This window comes from Brevibacterium metallidurans (genome assembly GCF_037101285.1).
GTDB lineage: Bacteria > Actinomycetota > Actinomycetes > Actinomycetales > Brevibacteriaceae > Brevibacterium > Brevibacterium metallidurans.
On the sequence record NZ_BAAAAF010000005.1, the window covers coordinates 104,570 to 119,146 of the forward strand.

At 69.8% G+C, this 14,577-nt stretch carries 12 protein-coding genes; 4 read left to right on the forward strand and 8 right to left on the reverse strand.

Annotation, left to right across the window (positions count from 1 at the left end; all coding sequences use genetic code 11):
* The first annotated feature begins 14 nt into the window (after positions 1–14).
* The 4 genes from AACX88_RS08450 to AACX88_RS08465 all read left to right on the forward strand — a co-directional run bounded on the left by AACX88_RS08450 (position 15) and on the right by AACX88_RS08465 (position 5,934).
* Positions 15–1,034: an FAD-dependent monooxygenase gene (locus AACX88_RS08450; RefSeq protein WP_339392592.1), complete on the forward strand. Its 1,020-nt coding sequence runs from the start codon at positions 15–17 to the stop codon at positions 1,032–1,034.
* 59 nt (positions 1,035–1,093) lie between these two features.
* The gene (hrpB, locus tag AACX88_RS08455; RefSeq protein WP_339392593.1) at positions 1,094–3,790 is read left to right on the forward strand and encodes an ATP-dependent helicase HrpB; all 2,697 of its coding nucleotides are present in this window, start codon (positions 1,094–1,096) and stop codon (positions 3,788–3,790) included.
* An 11-nt stretch (positions 3,791–3,801) separates the two neighbouring features.
* A complete protein-coding gene (locus AACX88_RS08460) occupies positions 3,802–4,725 on the forward strand; it encodes a 3-methyladenine DNA glycosylase (protein WP_422614422.1) in 924 nt (307 codons plus the stop codon).
* A gap of 153 nt (positions 4,726–4,878) precedes the next feature.
* Positions 4,879–5,934, forward strand: coding sequence for an alcohol dehydrogenase catalytic domain-containing protein (locus AACX88_RS08465; RefSeq protein ID WP_339392595.1), 1,056 nt, complete (start codon positions 4,879–4,881; stop codon positions 5,932–5,934).
* Positions 5,935–5,984: 50 nt separating this feature from the next.
* Here the strand turns inward: AACX88_RS08465 and AACX88_RS08470 are convergent, their stop codons facing one another.
* The 8 genes from AACX88_RS08470 to AACX88_RS08505 all read right to left on the reverse strand — a co-directional run bounded on the left by AACX88_RS08470 (position 5,985) and on the right by AACX88_RS08505 (position 14,557).
* Positions 5,985–6,563 carry a CG0192-related protein gene (locus tag AACX88_RS08470; RefSeq protein WP_339392596.1) on the reverse strand — a complete coding sequence of 193 codons (579 nt, stop codon included), beginning with the start codon at positions 6,561–6,563 and terminating at the stop codon, positions 5,985–5,987.
* Between the two features lie 33 nt (positions 6,564–6,596).
* On the reverse strand, positions 6,597–7,382 hold the full coding sequence (gene thyX, locus AACX88_RS08475) for an FAD-dependent thymidylate synthase (RefSeq protein WP_339392597.1): 786 nt from the start codon (positions 7,380–7,382) through the stop codon (positions 6,597–6,599).
* A 99-nt stretch (positions 7,383–7,481) separates the two neighbouring features.
* Entirely contained in the window at positions 7,482–7,922 is a 441-nt protein-coding gene (locus AACX88_RS08480) for a hypothetical protein (RefSeq protein ID WP_339392598.1), read from the reverse strand.
* Positions 7,923–7,974: 52 nt separating this feature from the next.
* On the reverse strand, positions 7,975–8,721 hold the full coding sequence (locus AACX88_RS08485) for a Type 1 glutamine amidotransferase-like domain-containing protein (protein ID WP_339392599.1): 747 nt from the start codon (positions 8,719–8,721) through the stop codon (positions 7,975–7,977).
* On the reverse strand, positions 8,700–9,779 hold the full coding sequence (locus tag AACX88_RS08490; RefSeq protein ID WP_339392600.1) for a lipoate-protein ligase small subunit: 1,080 nt from the start codon (positions 9,777–9,779) through the stop codon (positions 8,700–8,702). The genes AACX88_RS08485 and AACX88_RS08490 overlap by 22 nt, the downstream gene beginning before the upstream one ends.
* A gap of 89 nt (positions 9,780–9,868) precedes the next feature.
* Entirely contained in the window at positions 9,869–12,088 is a 2,220-nt protein-coding gene (locus AACX88_RS08495; protein ID WP_339392601.1) for a prolyl oligopeptidase family serine peptidase, read from the reverse strand.
* Between the two features lie 20 nt (positions 12,089–12,108).
* On the reverse strand, positions 12,109–12,759 hold the full coding sequence (locus AACX88_RS08500) for an N-acetyltransferase (RefSeq protein WP_339392602.1): 651 nt from the start codon (positions 12,757–12,759) through the stop codon (positions 12,109–12,111).
* Positions 12,760–12,871: 112 nt separating this feature from the next.
* Complete coding sequence (locus AACX88_RS08505; protein WP_339392603.1) at positions 12,872–14,557, reverse strand: HNH endonuclease; 1,686 nt, start codon at positions 14,555–14,557, stop codon at positions 12,872–12,874.
* Between the last annotated feature and the right edge of the window lie 20 nt (positions 14,558–14,577).

A 14,577-nucleotide genomic window follows, 5' to 3' on the forward strand; every position in this document is an offset into this window, starting at 1 on the left:
GCTATCGTGACAGCATGACCACGGTGCGGATCATCGGCGGCGGCATCGCCGGAGCGACTCTGGCGGCGACTCTCGAGCGCCCCGACTGGGCGGTGACCGTCCACGAACGCCGTGCGCAGACCCCGGCACTCGACACGGCCTTCGCTCTCTTCCCTCAGGCACTCCGGGCCCTGCAGCCATCGGGCCTCCGCCCGGCGGTCGAAGCAGCGGGAGTCCGCATCGACGCCGCACAGATCCTCACCGCCGAGGGCCGACCGCTTCTCAGGCCACCCCGCCTCGGCGCGCTCATGATCGGACGCGCCCGCCTCCACTCGCTCCTGTCCGCCGCCCGTCCGGCCTCGACCGTGCTCGACCTCGGCGAGGTGGACGCTCCGGAGGACCTCGACGCCGATGTCCTCGTCGGAGCCGACGGTGCCCAAAGCATGGTCCGCCGGACGACCTGGGGTGCCAGGTCGGCTCCTCGGCGCCCGCCGCTCACGGTCATCCGCGGGGTCGTCGATGCCGATCTCTCGAACGGTTCGGTCACCGAATACTGGGGCGAACGCATGCTCTTCGGCATCACGCCGCTGCCGGGTGGGCGGACGAACTGGTTCACGGCGTTCCCGGAACGGCGCTTCGCCTCCGTCGCCGACGGCCTCGACCACCTCCGCACGGCGGCTCGGGTCCTCCCGGACCCGGTCACCGACGTCGTCGATGCCGCGACCGTCGAGCAGTCCGTCATCAGCGGCATCCACCTCTCCCGTCCCCTGCCCTCCTTCGTCCGGGGTCGAACAGTGCTCATCGGCGATTCCGCCCACGCGATGCAGCCCAACCTCGGACGGGGCGCGTGCGAGTCGATCATCGATGCCGCCGCACTCGCCGAACTCCTCAACGCTCATCCACCGGAGCGCGCTCTCTCCCTCTACCGTCGCCGCCGACTCCTCACCCCGCAGCTCGTCCGCGAGGCCGCCGGCGTCCTCTCGCACGTGGCCCTCGCGGGAGGACACGCGGCCCGGTTGCGCAACCGGGTGCTGACGACGATCGCCCGCAGCTGATCCGGGTCGCACCCGGGCCAAGCCGCCGACGGGTCGGGTCGTCCTGAGAGACTGGGGTCATGGACCATTTCGACCTCGAGGCGATCGGCGCCGGACTCCCTGCCGCGGCGCTCATCGACCGCCTGCCGGCCGACCCGTTCCCGCGCCTCGTCGTCGAAGCCCCACCGGGCACCGGCAAGACCACGCTCATGCCCCCGCTCATCGCCGAACATCTGCGCACGACTGCCGGGCATCTGCGCACGACCGCCGGCCCTGACGCGGGGTCGGGCCGGATCATCGTCACCCAGCCCCGACGGATGGCCGCCCGCGCCGCAGCGAGGCGGCTGGCCCAGCTGACGGGCACCCGCCTCGGCGAGGAGGCCGGCTTCACGGTCCGCGGGGAGTCGACGACCTCGGGCCGCACCCGGATCGAGTTCGTCACGACCGGGGTGCTGCTGCGGCGGATGCTCGCCGACCCCGAACTCGCCGGGGTCTCCGGCGTCATCCTCGATGAGGTGCACGAACGCCACCTCGACACCGACCTCACATTCGCGATGTGCCGGGAGCTGACCGAGCTGCGCGAGGATCTCAGCCTCGTCGTCATGTCCGCGACCCTCGACGCCGCCGACTGGGCCGCCCGACTGGGCACGCCGGACCGGCCGGCACCCGTGCTCGCCCTGACCGCGGCCACGCATCCGCTGCGCATCGCCTGGGCGCCTCCGCGTGACCGCGCCCTCGATGCCCGCGGGGTGAGCCGGAACTTCCTCGACCACCTCGCACAGACGACGGTGCGCGCACTTGAGCCGGCGGATGCGGGAACGGCCGGGGACGTCCTCGTCTTCGCCCCCGGGGCCCGCGAGGTCGACGAGGTCGCGGCACGGATCACGTCACTCCTCACGCGGACCGGGGACGCGGTGAGCGTGCACACGCTCACCGGGCGCACCCCGGCGAAGGAGCAGGACGCGATCCTCCGGCCGCACGGTGTCGGCTCCGGGTCCGGGACCGGCACCGGCACCGGCGGGCACGAGCTCGATCCCGGTCGGCGGGTCATCGTCACCACCTCGGTGGCTGAGTCGGCGCTCACTGTGCCGGGAGTCAGCATCGTCGTCGACTCGGGTCTCGCGCGGGGTCCTCGGCTCGATGCGAAACGGCGCATGTCGGGACTCGTCACCGCCCGCGAATCGAAGGCCGCCGGCATCCAACGCTCGGGGCGTGCGGCGCGGCTCGGCCCTGGGGTGGCATATCGCTGCATGTCAGAGGCCGACTGGGCGTCCCTGCCCGAGGCGGCTCCGGCGGAGATCGCGAGCTCCGACCTCACCTCGGCACTCCTCGACCTTCTCGTCTGGGGCGGCGATCCGGCCCTCCTGCCCGATCCGATGCCTCCCGTGGCCCTGCGCCTCGCGGTGTCGAACCTCGTCGGGCTCGGGGCCGTCGAGGTCCCGGGAGTCGACAGCTCGGACGGCCTGGTCGGCGACGTCCGGCTCAGCGATCTCACCGTCACCGAACTCGGGCGCGCGATCGCCCGGGTTCCGGCCTCCGTGTGGTCGGCGCGCGGACTCCTCGACGGTGCGGCGATGCTCGGGCCCCGTGCCGCCGCCGAGGCGGTCGCCGTCATCGAATCCGACCGCCGCTCCCCCGGCGCCGATCTCACCGCGGTCCTCCGGGACCTCCGAACCTCCCGCGACCACAGGTTCGCCCAGGACGTCGACCGGTTCACCCGCATCGCTCTCGATCACACCGGGGCCGACAGGCGCGGGTCAGACAAGGTCGCGGGCGAGCGCCTGCGCGCCGATGACCTCGGGCTCGTCGTCGCCCTCGCTTTCCCTCACCAGATCGCCCGGCGGCGCAGCGACGCCGAGGCAGACTACCTGCTCGCCTCCGGCACGGCCGCCTCCCTGCCGCGGAACTCCTCCCTCGCAGGCAGTCAGTGGCTCGCGATCGCCGAGGTGGGGCTCGCGAACGGGCGCCCGATCATCCGCGCGGCCGTCCCGATCGATGCGGACACGGCCGAACTCGCCGGTGCCGGCCTGCTCACGACGACGGAGACCGCGACATTCGCAGGCAAGGTGCGCGCGGTGCGGGAGACCCGCCTCGGCGGGATCACCCTCACCTCGACCCCCATCACCGCCAGCCCGGAGCTGGCGAGGGAGGCCATCGCCCGGTCGGTCGAGGAGCGTGGAGCCCGCGAGGTGCTGACGCCCAGTCCCGCGTTCGAGCAGCTGCGGGCGAGACTCGGACTGCTCCGGCAGGTCTACGGGGAGCCGTGGCCGGACGTGCGGTGGTCGCATCTGGCGCACACTCTCCCGCAGTGGTGTCCCGAGGCCCTCGACCGGATCGCGCGCGGAGCCGATCCCGGTGCCGTCGACCTCGTCGGGGCCCTGCGGTCCCTGCTGCCGTGGCCGCAGGCGTCCCGGCTCGAGGAGCTCGTGCCCGAAGCGATCGAGGTCCCCACCGGTTCGCGCATCCGCCTCGACTACCCTGATCCCGATGCGGCCGACGGTGCTCCTCCCGTCCTCGCCGTCAAACTCCAGGAGGTCTTCGGGTGGACCGAGGCACCCCGCGTCTGCGAGGGCAGAGTGCCCATCGTCCTCCACCTCCTCTCCCCCGCACGCCGACCGCTCGCGGTGACGAGCGACCTCGCCTCGTTCTGGGTGAACGCCTACCCGCAGGTGCGGGCGGAGAACCGCGGCCGCTATCCCAAGCATCCGTGGCCCGAGGATCCGCTCACCGCGCCCGCGATGCGCGGCACGAAGCGGTCTGGGACAATGGGACGGTGACTTCGACCCTCATGCCCGCCGACCGTGCGGCAGGTCCTGACCCGGCCGCCGACCGCGGGACCGTGCTGCCCGCCGCCGTATGGCGCGGGCTCGTCGCGGACCATGAGACGCAGATCGGGCAGCGCACCGATGCCCATGCGGCCCGGCGGCTGGCCGGGCAGAAGCACCCCGTCGAGGACTTCCTCTTCACGTACTACCCGTTCAAGACCGGGCAGCTGAAGAAATGGAATCCCGGAGCCGGGATCCGACTCGAACTCGAGACCGACGAGGACCGCGCCTACGTCGACCGCCGGTGGTATCGCACGACCGGCAACCTCACCGAGGTGGACCTTGAGTCCTGGTCGACCGACCGCGGAGATGGGGCGAGGTTCATCGCCTCGCTGCTCGCCTCGACCCTCGACCGGGAGGCGAACTTCGGGTGCTTCGGCCTTCACGAATGGGCGATGGTCTACCGGATGAGCGAGGACGAACGCCGGCACCAGCAGGTGCCGCTGCGGCTGAGCCCCGCGGAGACCGATGCCGTCGTCGAACGCCACCGCATCCAGTGCTCCCACCATGATGCCTTCCGCTTCTTCACCGCCGCGGCCCGTCCGCGCAACACCCTCCAGCCGACCCGGGAGGGCATGGTCGGGGCCGAACAGCCCGGGTGCCTGCACGCCGGGATGGACCTCTACAAGTGGGCGATGAAGATCGGCCCGATCGCGCCCTCGGCGCTCGTCGTCGACTGCTTCGATCTCGCCCTCGACATCCGCACCCTCGACATGGAGGCCTCGCCCTATGACCTGCGCGGCTGGGGCTACGGGGTCGTCGCGATCGAGACCGCGGCGGGCAAGGCCGAGTACATGGAACGCCAGCAGGACTTCTCCCACCGCGCCCAGGCACTGCGCAGGCGTCTCCTCGCGGCACTCGCGGCCGCCGAGGTCCACCCTGTCTGAACACGCCCAGTGTTCCGGTCGGCGGTGCTTCTGGCCGGCGACGTCCCGGGCGACGACGGCTCCGACAGACGACGGTTCCGTCACACACCGAAGCCCGGAGTCCACGACTCGGTCAGCTGCGAAACACCTGGTCACCACCGCTAGGATGCCCGGGTGCGCGCAATCATCGTCGATCAGTTCTCCGCCCGTCCGCAGCTGCGGGACCTTCCCTCACCAGGTGCCCCCGACCATGGGGTCGTCATCGCCGTCGAAGCCACCGGTGTCTGTCGCAGCGATCATCATGCCTGGTCAGGCCATGATTCGACGGTGAGCCTGCCGTACGTGCCCGGTCATGAGTTCGTCGGACGGATCACCTCGGCGGGGTCGAAGGTCACGGACTTCACACTCGGTCAGCGGGTGACGGTGCCCTTCGTGTGCGGGTGCGGGACGTGCCGGTGGTGCACCTCCGGCAATGCGCATGTCTGCCCCGACCAGACGCAGCCGGGCTTCACCCACAACGGCTCGTGGGCCGAGGAGGTCGTCGTCCACCATGCCGACGCCAACCTCGTCGCGGTCCCCGAGGACCTTCCCGCCGCCGCACTCGTCGGACTCGGTTGCCGGTTCGCCACAGCCTTCCACGGACTGCGTGTGCGGGCCCGGCTGATGCCGGGTGAGACGGCGGCCGTGTTCGGCTGCGGCGGGGTGGGGCTGTCGGCGATCATGATCGCCCGCGCCCTCGGCGCCCGGGTCGTCGCCGTCGACATCAGCGACGCGGCTCTCGAGCGCGCCCGAGAGCATGGGGCGCACGTGTGCGTGAGCGCATCAGGGACCTCACCTGCGGAGCTCTCCGCCGAGGTGGTCGCCCGGGCCGCAGAGATCTCCCCGGCCGGGGTCGCCGTCACCGTCGATGCGCTCGGTCTCGAGGACACGGTCGCCGCGGCGATCGGTTCGCTCGCCCCGTTGGGTCGGCATGTCCAGATCGGGCTGCTCACCGTGCCGCCGATGCTCGACCTCTCCCGGGTCATCGCGCTCGAGCTGTCCGTGCTCGGCTCCCACGGAATGCCGGCGGCCGACTACGGGGAGCTCGTCGATCTCGTCGCGGACGGCAATCTGGCCCCGCAGGATCTCGTCACCGACACGATCGGCCTCGCTCAGGCGCCCGCCGCGATGCTTGCGATGGATGCTCCCGGGCAGGCGCCGGGGATGACGATCATCGACCTCGGCCGGTGACGTCCGACCTCGCCCGGTGACCTCCGACTTCGGGCCGTGACCTGAGCGCCTCAGACCATGACGGCGAGGACGACAGAGGTCTCCTGCCCGGGCCAGCGGCCGAGGAGGAGTCCCGCCTCGGCGGCCGCCGGGGTCGAGTCGAGGGTGAGCTCGCGGAGCATCTCGACGTCCCCGGCGCCGGGCAGGGGGCCGGTGCCCACGGCATGGGCCACCTCGGCGATCTCGTCGATCCGGTTGCCCTCGTCGTTGACGCGGTACTGCCTGGCGGAGGTGCCGGCGGTGGCGATCGTGTGGTCGAGCCGCTGCCGGAAGAGAGGATCACCCATGCCGGCGTAGACCCAGCGTCGACCGAGGACGGAGTGCTCCATGGTCGACACGAGGGCCGCCTCGGCGCCGTCGAGCGGGGCACCGCGGTAGGACAGCGGGACCTGGAGGACACGGTCGCCGGCCCGGACGATGTGGACTTCGAGCCCGACCTCGCCGGCGGGGTCATCGAACCGGTAGGCGGAGACCTTCTCGAGCGGGGTCGCGTCGAGGTCGATGTCGGCCGCCCAATCCTGGCTGCGCAGCCAGTCGGCGATGACCTCGAGCTTGCCTGGGGTGAGCTCCGCGTCGTAGATGTCAGCCATGTCGTCTCACGCCTTCCTTGGGTTCGCTGCGGCTTACGCCTTGCGGGTGCCGGGGATCCATTCCCCGTCGACGATCTCGTAGTCGGCGAAGATCGCGGGCGCTTCGGCCTGCATGATCTCTCCGATCTTGTTGAACACGAGGCGGATCTCCTCCTCGGCGCCCTTCGCGGTGCGCATCTCGATGACGTGACGCAGGGAGCGGAGGTTCGCGGTGTAGACGATGCCCGTGGCCAGGCCCTCGGGGGCGAAGCGGCGCATGAACGAGGTCATGTGCTTCTTATGCGCGAACTTCGTGCCCTCCTCGTCGAGGCCGAAGTGATCGGCCATCCACTTCTGGTGCTCTTCGAGGGTGTCGAGGACGGAGAGCGAGCGCTCCATGAGCTCGGGATCCTCGCGTGCCCACTCGGGGAACCAGAACGGGATGTCGGCGAGGCGGACGTAGCGCAGCGATTCCTGCGAGAACGCGGATCCGGCACGGTGGCGGATGAGTTCGTGGGTGAGCACGCGGGAGACGTTGTGGAGGACGAAGGTGAAGTTCGCATGCTCGAGGACGGAGCCGTGCTGGGAGGAAATGACGTTGCCGAGGTAGGACGCCGAATCCGTGCGCACCCGGGAGACGTTCGGGTTGAGTCCCGGCTCCCACGACCGGTAGCACATGCGGCCGGAGAACTCGAGGAGATCCTCGGCGTCCGGGGACTCCGCTTCCTCGACCCTGTCCGCCCACGAGGTGCCGCCGACCTCGTCGAGGTACGCCCTCATCGCCTCCCAATCGATGCTGGGCTTGGCGAGCAGTTCAACGGACGGTTCGACCTGGCGCATGGCTCTCCTTGGAGGACGGTGAGGGTGTGCGTCCCAATCCTACAGAGTCCCGGGTGCTCCCACCGAGTCCCCGTTGCTCCCTGATATTCCCTGGTCCTCCTACTCGGGCTCCGATTCGTCGGGCGGCATCCGGTTCGGCCGCATCCGGAGTGCCAGCAGCACGCCACCGCCGCCGAAGAACACGACGCCGACGGCTGCGATGACGGTGAGCGCCGACTGGGGCACCAGCGTCGAGCCGATCTGCACCCCCATGATCGCGAAGCCGACGATCGCCGCGCACGCTGCGGCGAAGGCGAGACAGCCGATGATGAGCAGGCGCAGGCGAACACGCATGCTCATCGACGGCAGCCGCATCAGCCCGGCGAGCAGACACGCGCCGAAGAAGAGGACCACGACGATCGCGAACAGCTCCCCCGTGAGCGCGAGCATCGCGCCGAGGACGACGAAGACGGAGGAGACGATGATGAGGGCGAGCGCGCTGCGCAACTCACTGCGGGCACGACGCTGCGCGGGACTGCGACGGTTCCGCTTGCCGACCATGGCGCCCAGCATAGTCGGACCCGGGTGAGAGCCCGTCAGGTGAGCAGCCGGGTCAGGTGAGCGATGTCGTCGGCAGGGTCGTCTCCGTCTCCCGCGTGATGAGGGAGGCGTGGGCTCCTGCCTCCTCGGCGATCACCGAGGTGACCGTCCCGTCCTCGATGACCACGGCGGCGCCGTCGTCGATGGCCAGTCCCGGCGAGGGGAGCGCCCCGTTTCGCATCCAGTCCCGGAAGGATTCGGCGCGGCCCTCCTCACTGTGGAAGTGCGGGCAAGCGCTGCCGGGGACGAATCCGAGCCCGTCGTGCAGCGGGGCGAGCGGCCCGAAGGAATCGGTCGAGGACCCCGCGAACCAGCAGTTCGCGCCCGCGCTGATGCCGGCCAGGACTGTGCCCTGGGCCGCGGCCTCGCGCATGATCCGGTCGACCCCGTGCAGGCGCCACAGGGCGAGGAGGTTGACCGTCGAGCCGCCGCCGACGTAGACGAGGTCCATGCTCCGCAGCATCGACGGGTCCGCGTACTCCCAGGGACTCTGCCCGAACAGGGAGAGGACATGCGTCTGCGCACGCCCGGCAAAGGCGGCCTCGAAGCGTTCGATGTAGTCGCGACTGTCACCAGAGGCGGTCGGGACGAAGCACACGCGCGGCCGTGCCGGACGCTGTACTGCCGCCCGGCGACCCGCGAGGTCGAGCAGCCAGTCGTCGATCGCCGACTCGCCGGTCTCCGACATCGAGAAGCCACCGCCGCCGAGGGCGACGATCGTGCCGCGGAACGCCCCGGTCATGGCACGCGGTGGGTCCATGCCTCGGTGCCGAACTTCTCCGCGACGAGTTCGCGGGCACGGGCGAGTTCAGCGTCCGTGTAGGTGTCCGGGTTCGCGCCGTAGCGGTCGATGAACGTCGACGCCATGGTCTCGATGATGTCGGCCCGGGACTCACCTGTCTGGCTGCGCAGCGGGTCGACGCGCTTCTTCGCACTCGCCACGCCCTTGTCGGAGATCTTCGCCTGGCCGATGCGCAGGATCTCGACCATCTTGTCGGCGTCGATGTCGTAGCTCATCGTCGCGTGGTGGAGCAGCGTCCCGTCCCGCAGTCGCTTCTGGGCGGCCCCGCCGATCTTGCCCTGGGTCGATGAGATGTCGTTGATCGGCTTGTAGAACGCCTCCACTCCGAGGCCCTTCAATGCCGCGAGCACCCACTGGTCGAGGAAGACGTAGGACTCCTGGTAGTCGAGTCCGGCGACGAGCGAGGGCGGGACGAACATCGAATACGTGATGCAGTTGCCGCCTTCCATGAACATCGCTCCCCCGCCGGAGATGCGGCGGACGACCTCGACGCCGTACTTCTCAACGCCTTCGGGCCGGATCTCGTTGACGTAGGACTGGAAGGCGCCGATGACGGTGGCGGTGTCGTCCCACTCCCAGAACCGCAGGGTCGGCGCCCGGCGTCCCGCCGAGACCTCTTCCAGGAGGACCTGATCGAGGGCGACGTTGACCTGCGTGGGCAGGACCTCGCCGCGGATGATCTGCCAGTCGAAGTCCGTGAAGTCCGCGGCCGAACCGAGCGCCCGCCGCACGACGGTGGCGACATCGGCGGTGGAGAAGCCGTGCATCGCCAGCTCGGAACCGTACTTCGCCAGGGCTGCGTCGAGGCGGTCGCGCAGCTGAGAATTGTCCGCGGTGACGCTGGCGCCTAAGAGGGCGGGAGCGAGATCGAAGTAGGCGTCTTCGGGTTCGAGGAAGAAGTCGCCGGAGATCTTCAGATCGGTGATGACCTGGCCGTCGGTCTCGACGTCGGCGACGACGAGTTTGCCGCCGATGACCTTGTATTCGGCGTGGAAGTCCTGGGTCTCATTCGTCATGGCTCCACGCTACGCCGCCGCCAGGAGGCCTGCCAGTGAACCTGCTCACTCCACTGTCGGCAGCGGCGCCAACCGGCGGATCTGCGGCCTCACTCCCCGGTCAGGGCGTTCCAGAGGAAGCGGTAGCTGAGCGCGCGGACGAATGCGGCCTGCTTGTTGTCCGAGGCCGCGGAGTGCCCACCTTCGGTGTCTTCGAAGAACCACACGTCGGGCACGCCCATCGACTGCATGCGTGCGGCCATCTTGCGTGCCTGGACGGGTCCGACGCGGTCGTCGGAGGTCGCGGTCCAGAAGAGCACCGGCGGGTAGTCGACGTCGCGCCTGAGCAGGTGGTAGGGCGAGAAGTGCTGGATGAACGCCCAGTCCTCGGGCACGTCAGGGTCGCCGTACTCGGCCTTCCACGAATATCCTGCGCTGAGCTTCGTGTACCGGCGCATGTCGAGCAGCGGCACCCCGCAGGAGACGGCGCCGAAGAGCTCCGGGTACTGCGTGAGCATGTTGCCGACGAGCAGGCCCCCGTTCGATCCGCCCGCACACCCGAGGTCCTCGGTGCGGGTGACCCCGCGGTCGATGAGGTCCCGTGCCACGGCCGCATAGTCCTCGTACGCGCGCATCCGGTTCTCCCGCATCGCCGAGGTGTGCCATTCGGGTCCGTACTCGCCGCCGCCGCGGATGTTGGCGAGCACGTAGACCCCGCGTCTGCCGGCGGGGATGTCGTGGCCGCGGCCGACGCCGCGCCCTTTCGTCTCGCGGGTGAGCCAGCCGAGGCCGACGACCGGGGAGTAGACCGGGGTGCGACTGACTTCGAAACCGCCGTAGCCGTCGAGCAGGGTCGGGTTGTTGCCGTCGAGGGTGAGTCCCGCCTCGGCGATCTGGAAGTACGGTATCCGGGTGCCGTCGGCGCTGGTGGCGAAGTGCTGTTCGACGGTGAGCCCGTCGGCGTCGAAGAGCGCGGGAGAGGTCTTGATGACGGTCGTCTCGCCCGGTTCGGAAGCCTCATCGAGGCTGTCGGACGACCCGCCGAGGTTGCCATAGGAGAGGGTCGACGGGGTGAGGAAGCCGGTGCTCACGAGCCAGAAGTCGTTGGCTGTGGCGTCGTCGTCGGGGTCGACTGGGCCGAAGCCGACCATGTGGTTCGCGGGGACCCCGGGAAGCGGGGTGGAGGCGAAGTCCTGCTGGGGGTCGAGGACTAGGAGTTCGGACTGGACGTCCGTGAGGAGTTCGAGGACGAGGTGGTCGCGGGTCCACGACCATGAGCGCAGCGCCGTGTGGGCGTCCGGGGAGAAGATCAGCTGCGGGTGGATGGTGCCGGCCTTCACCTCGGCGGTGGGGGCTGCGGCGAGACCGCCGGCGGGGACGACGATGTCGCCTGCGTCCCATGCCGACTGCGGGCGGAAGAGGACGAAGTCGTCATCGATGCCCACCGAGACGTCGGTGGGGACGTCGATGTCGATCCAGGCGGATTCCCACGCCGAGGCGGTGGTCGGCAGGGTGCCGTCGGCAGCGCGCAGGTCGTCGAGTTCGATGAAGCTCGTCCGCGAATTGAAGAAGTCGATGGCGTCGACGGCGACGACACGGTCTCGGGTGCGGCCGTTCGGCGCTCCGACGTCGCTGCCGACGAAGACGGCGACGTGGTCGCGGGGCACCTCGGCGACGATGGGGGCGGTGTCGATGGCTTGGCCGCGCCCAAGGAGGCGGGCCTGACGCGGATAGGACGAGGTTGTCAGCGAGTCCGGTCCGGTGTCGGTGGCGACGAGGATGGTGTCGTCGTCGATCCATGCGAGCCGGGTCTTGGCGGTGGGGATGTCGAAGCCGCCGTCGACGAAGGCCTTCGTCTCGAGGTCGAATTCGCGGACGCGGTGGGCGTCGCCGCCGTCCGGGGAGAGCGAGATCAGCGCACGGGTGTGGTCGGGGCGGCGCACGGTCGCACCGGCCCACACCCATGGTGTGTCCTCGGAGCGGGCGAGGTCGTCGACGTCGAGGAGGATCTCCCAGTCGGGACTGTCGGTGACGTAGCTGTCCCAGGTCGTGCGGCGCCACAGTCCCTTCGGGTGCGATGTGTCCCGCCAGAAGTTGTAGAGGTGGTCCCCGCGCTTGGTGACCATCGGGATGCGGTCGTCGGAGTCGAGTGCGGTGAGGATGTCCTCGGACATCTGCTCGAAGAGGTCGTCGCGGAAGCGGGCGAGCGTGGCCGCGTTCTCCTCCCGGACCCAGTCGAGTGGGGCGTCGCCGTTGATGTCTTCGAGCCAGAGGAACTCGTCGTCGAGGTCGGGTGCCTGGTCATGGGATTCTGCCGAAGCGCTGTGCATGATCCCATCCTGCCAGGTCGTCAGGTCTGCTGCGGCGGGCGGTACATGACGAGCCCGGGTTCCCCGTTGGGTGCCTGCGGGCCGTGGCCGATCGCCGTGAAGCCGAGGCTTTCGTACAGTCGCCTGGCCGGGCTGTCGATGTCGTCGGTCTGGAGCCAGCAGCCGTAGCCGGAGATGCCGCTCAGCCAGGTCTCCAGCGTGCGGCGACCGAGTCCGGCAGTTCGGAGGTTCGGGTCCCGGGCGAGGAGGTTGAGCGCGAACGTCCATTCGATGACGGGGGCGGTGTCGCCGAGGCGGTCCTTGAGTTCGTAGGCCCAGTCGTAGTCCTGTTCGGCCCATGCCCAGAAGTGTCCGTAGGCGAGGGCGCGCAGCCGTCCGTCGGCCGTCGAGCGGGCGAGGGCGGCGAGCACCTGGCCTTTGCGCACGGAGGCTTCGTAGACGTCGGCGAAGAGAAGTGCGTACTTCCGGTCTTCGTTGAGCGGCGGCTCTGCGGCAGCTGCGCCGTAGAGGTCGCCGACCTCGGACGGCGGCGGCAGGACACCGTACACCCCGGCCGCCGATTCGACCGGTTCCCAACGGTCGCCGAGCCCGCCGGGAAGTCCCCAGACGAGTTCGACCGGTTGGATCATGTCCACGGCCCTGTTGGTGCCGGCCCCGGAATGGTCATTCATATGTCCAGCTTAACGACTTGGGTAGTCGAATCACTGAACAGAAGGCGAACTGGTGCCGTGGAATTCCTCACGATGCACTCCGCCGGTCCCGATGGGGCGCGCACTCTCACTGTCAGTCGGCGGCAGCGAGCTCGCTCCGCAGTCGCAGCTCGACGGGACTGTCGTCGTCGGTATGTGGTCGAGTTGAACGATTTCCGGCGCGTCGTCTGCGGAAACCGCCTCCGGATCGCTGACCTCGGGCGGATCGAGCCGGTCGAGCTGACGCCGAGGGTTCCGCGCGGTGCCGGAGGTGCATTCCGAGCATCGATCCATCGATGAGAATTCGAGCATCGTGCGGTAGGGACGTCGTCTCCGCAAGGACGACCACCGGCCGGGAGTGCTGGTCGTCGTTTCCATCCGAGCAGGACGATGCAGGCAGATCGTGTCGGTCCGGCGGGCGAGAGAGCGCAGAGCTCTCCTCCGGTTCCCGTTCGTCGGGCCGGCGGTCTCCCGGAGCTCGAGCCGGGGCGTCCGACAACGAGGCATCCCGAGAGGTGCCGGTCCATCGCGCATCTCCGGGCCGGGCGTCGATCGGGCGCGTGTTCACGGTGTAGCGGTGACCCGTCGGAGTGGTGACCGACAGCCGGGTCGCGGTGGCCCGGTGCCGCCAGCCGGGCAGCTCCTTGAGGAGGTTGCATGCTGCGCACAGACCGGAACCGTTGTCCCAGCTGGTCGCCCCGCCGGCAGCGCTGGGCGTGGCGTGGTCGACGTGCCTGATCGTCGCCTCGCACCAGGGTGTGCGACAGACGTCGTCGCGCACGGTGATCATGCGTCGGAGCAGTCCGGTGAATTCGCGACTGCTCGAGTCCATCTTCACAAGTTGGCCGTCGGAGGGTCGTGTGTAGAGCCGCCGGAGGAACACGGCGCTGTCGTTGTCGGAGATGAGCGACTTCGCCGACCCGGCGGGGATCGACCCGAAGCCCGGCAGCCAAGCGGGTTCGTCGCCATCGTCGAACATGGTCTCGTCATTCATCACGAGGAGGACTTCGAGCGGAATCGCCGACGCGCTGTCCTGACCGGTGATGCGCTCGACGAGGAGATCGGCCATGCTCTGCCGCTGCGTGCAGCCGTTCGACTCGCCGGTGCCCACCCGTGCGGCAGCAGCCTTCGAGAGATTCGCATAGGCGGCGACAGCCTGCGGCATCGGCAGGAAGGCGGTGAGGTAGGCCATGTTGCCGGGTGCCGGTCGCACGCTCACGCACCGTTCCGTCGTGGCGTGGTCGAGGTGCTTGACCGCGGCAACCTGGTCGAGCTTCTGCGCCAGGGCTCGGACTTCGCTGCCGAGGCGGCGGACACCCACCTCGGCGAGGCGGTCGGACATGCGCTCATCGAGCTGCTGCCGCTTCTCGCGGGGCAGCCACGAGGACTCGGTCGCGACCGTGCGGGCCTTCTCCTCGGAGATGGACCCGGCGGACAGTGCCGCGTAGGTGCGCGGCAGGTCCATGAGCAGAGCACGCGAGAATCCGACGAGCTTGGCTCCGCGCGCTCGCGAGACCTTGCGGGCGAGCCCGATCTCCGCTCCGACACCGCGGCCCTGCTTGTCGCTGGGCACCCCGTCCTCGGCCTCGCGGTTGCGCCGGTGCATGTCGAAGGTGAGGGTTTCGCGCGCCTGGGCGGCTGCTGCTGCGGAGGTGAGCTCCTCGAGAGCCGTGATGCGGTCGATCGCTTCGGACTCGGTCCGTGCGGGAGGCAGATCGGCCAGCGCGTCGCGCCAGCGGACGATGTCCGCGATGACGTCTGAAACCGACTCTGCTTCCATGACACTCACACTAGACCTCG

Excerpts from the sequence above, each read along its gene's own strand:
- AACX88_RS08450 (WP_339392592.1), top strand. The coding sequence starts at position 15 with ATGACCACGGTGCGGATCATCGGCGGCGGCATCGCCGGAGCGACTCTG.
- hrpB (WP_339392593.1), top strand. The coding sequence starts at position 1,094 with ATGGACCATTTCGACCTCGAGGCGATCGGCGCCGGACTCCCTGCCGCG.
- AACX88_RS08460 (WP_422614422.1), top strand. The coding sequence starts at position 3,802 with ATGCCCGCCGACCGTGCGGCAGGTCCTGACCCGGCCGCCGACCGCGGG.
- AACX88_RS08470 (WP_339392596.1), bottom strand. The coding sequence starts at position 6,563 with ATGGCTGACATCTACGACGCGGAGCTCACCCCAGGCAAGCTCGAGGTC.
- thyX (WP_339392597.1), bottom strand. The coding sequence starts at position 7,382 with ATGCGCCAGGTCGAACCGTCCGTTGAACTGCTCGCCAAGCCCAGCATC.
- AACX88_RS08480 (WP_339392598.1), bottom strand. The coding sequence starts at position 7,922 with ATGGTCGGCAAGCGGAACCGTCGCAGTCCCGCGCAGCGTCGTGCCCGC.
- AACX88_RS08485 (WP_339392599.1), bottom strand. The coding sequence starts at position 8,721 with ATGGACCCACCGCGTGCCATGACCGGGGCGTTCCGCGGCACGATCGTC.
- AACX88_RS08490 (WP_339392600.1), bottom strand. The coding sequence starts at position 9,779 with ATGACGAATGAGACCCAGGACTTCCACGCCGAATACAAGGTCATCGGC.
- AACX88_RS08495 (WP_339392601.1), bottom strand. The coding sequence starts at position 12,088 with ATGCACAGCGCTTCGGCAGAATCCCATGACCAGGCACCCGACCTCGAC.
- AACX88_RS08500 (WP_339392602.1), bottom strand. The coding sequence starts at position 12,759 with ATGAATGACCATTCCGGGGCCGGCACCAACAGGGCCGTGGACATGATC.
- AACX88_RS08505 (WP_339392603.1), bottom strand. The coding sequence starts at position 14,557 with ATGGAAGCAGAGTCGGTTTCAGACGTCATCGCGGACATCGTCCGCTGG.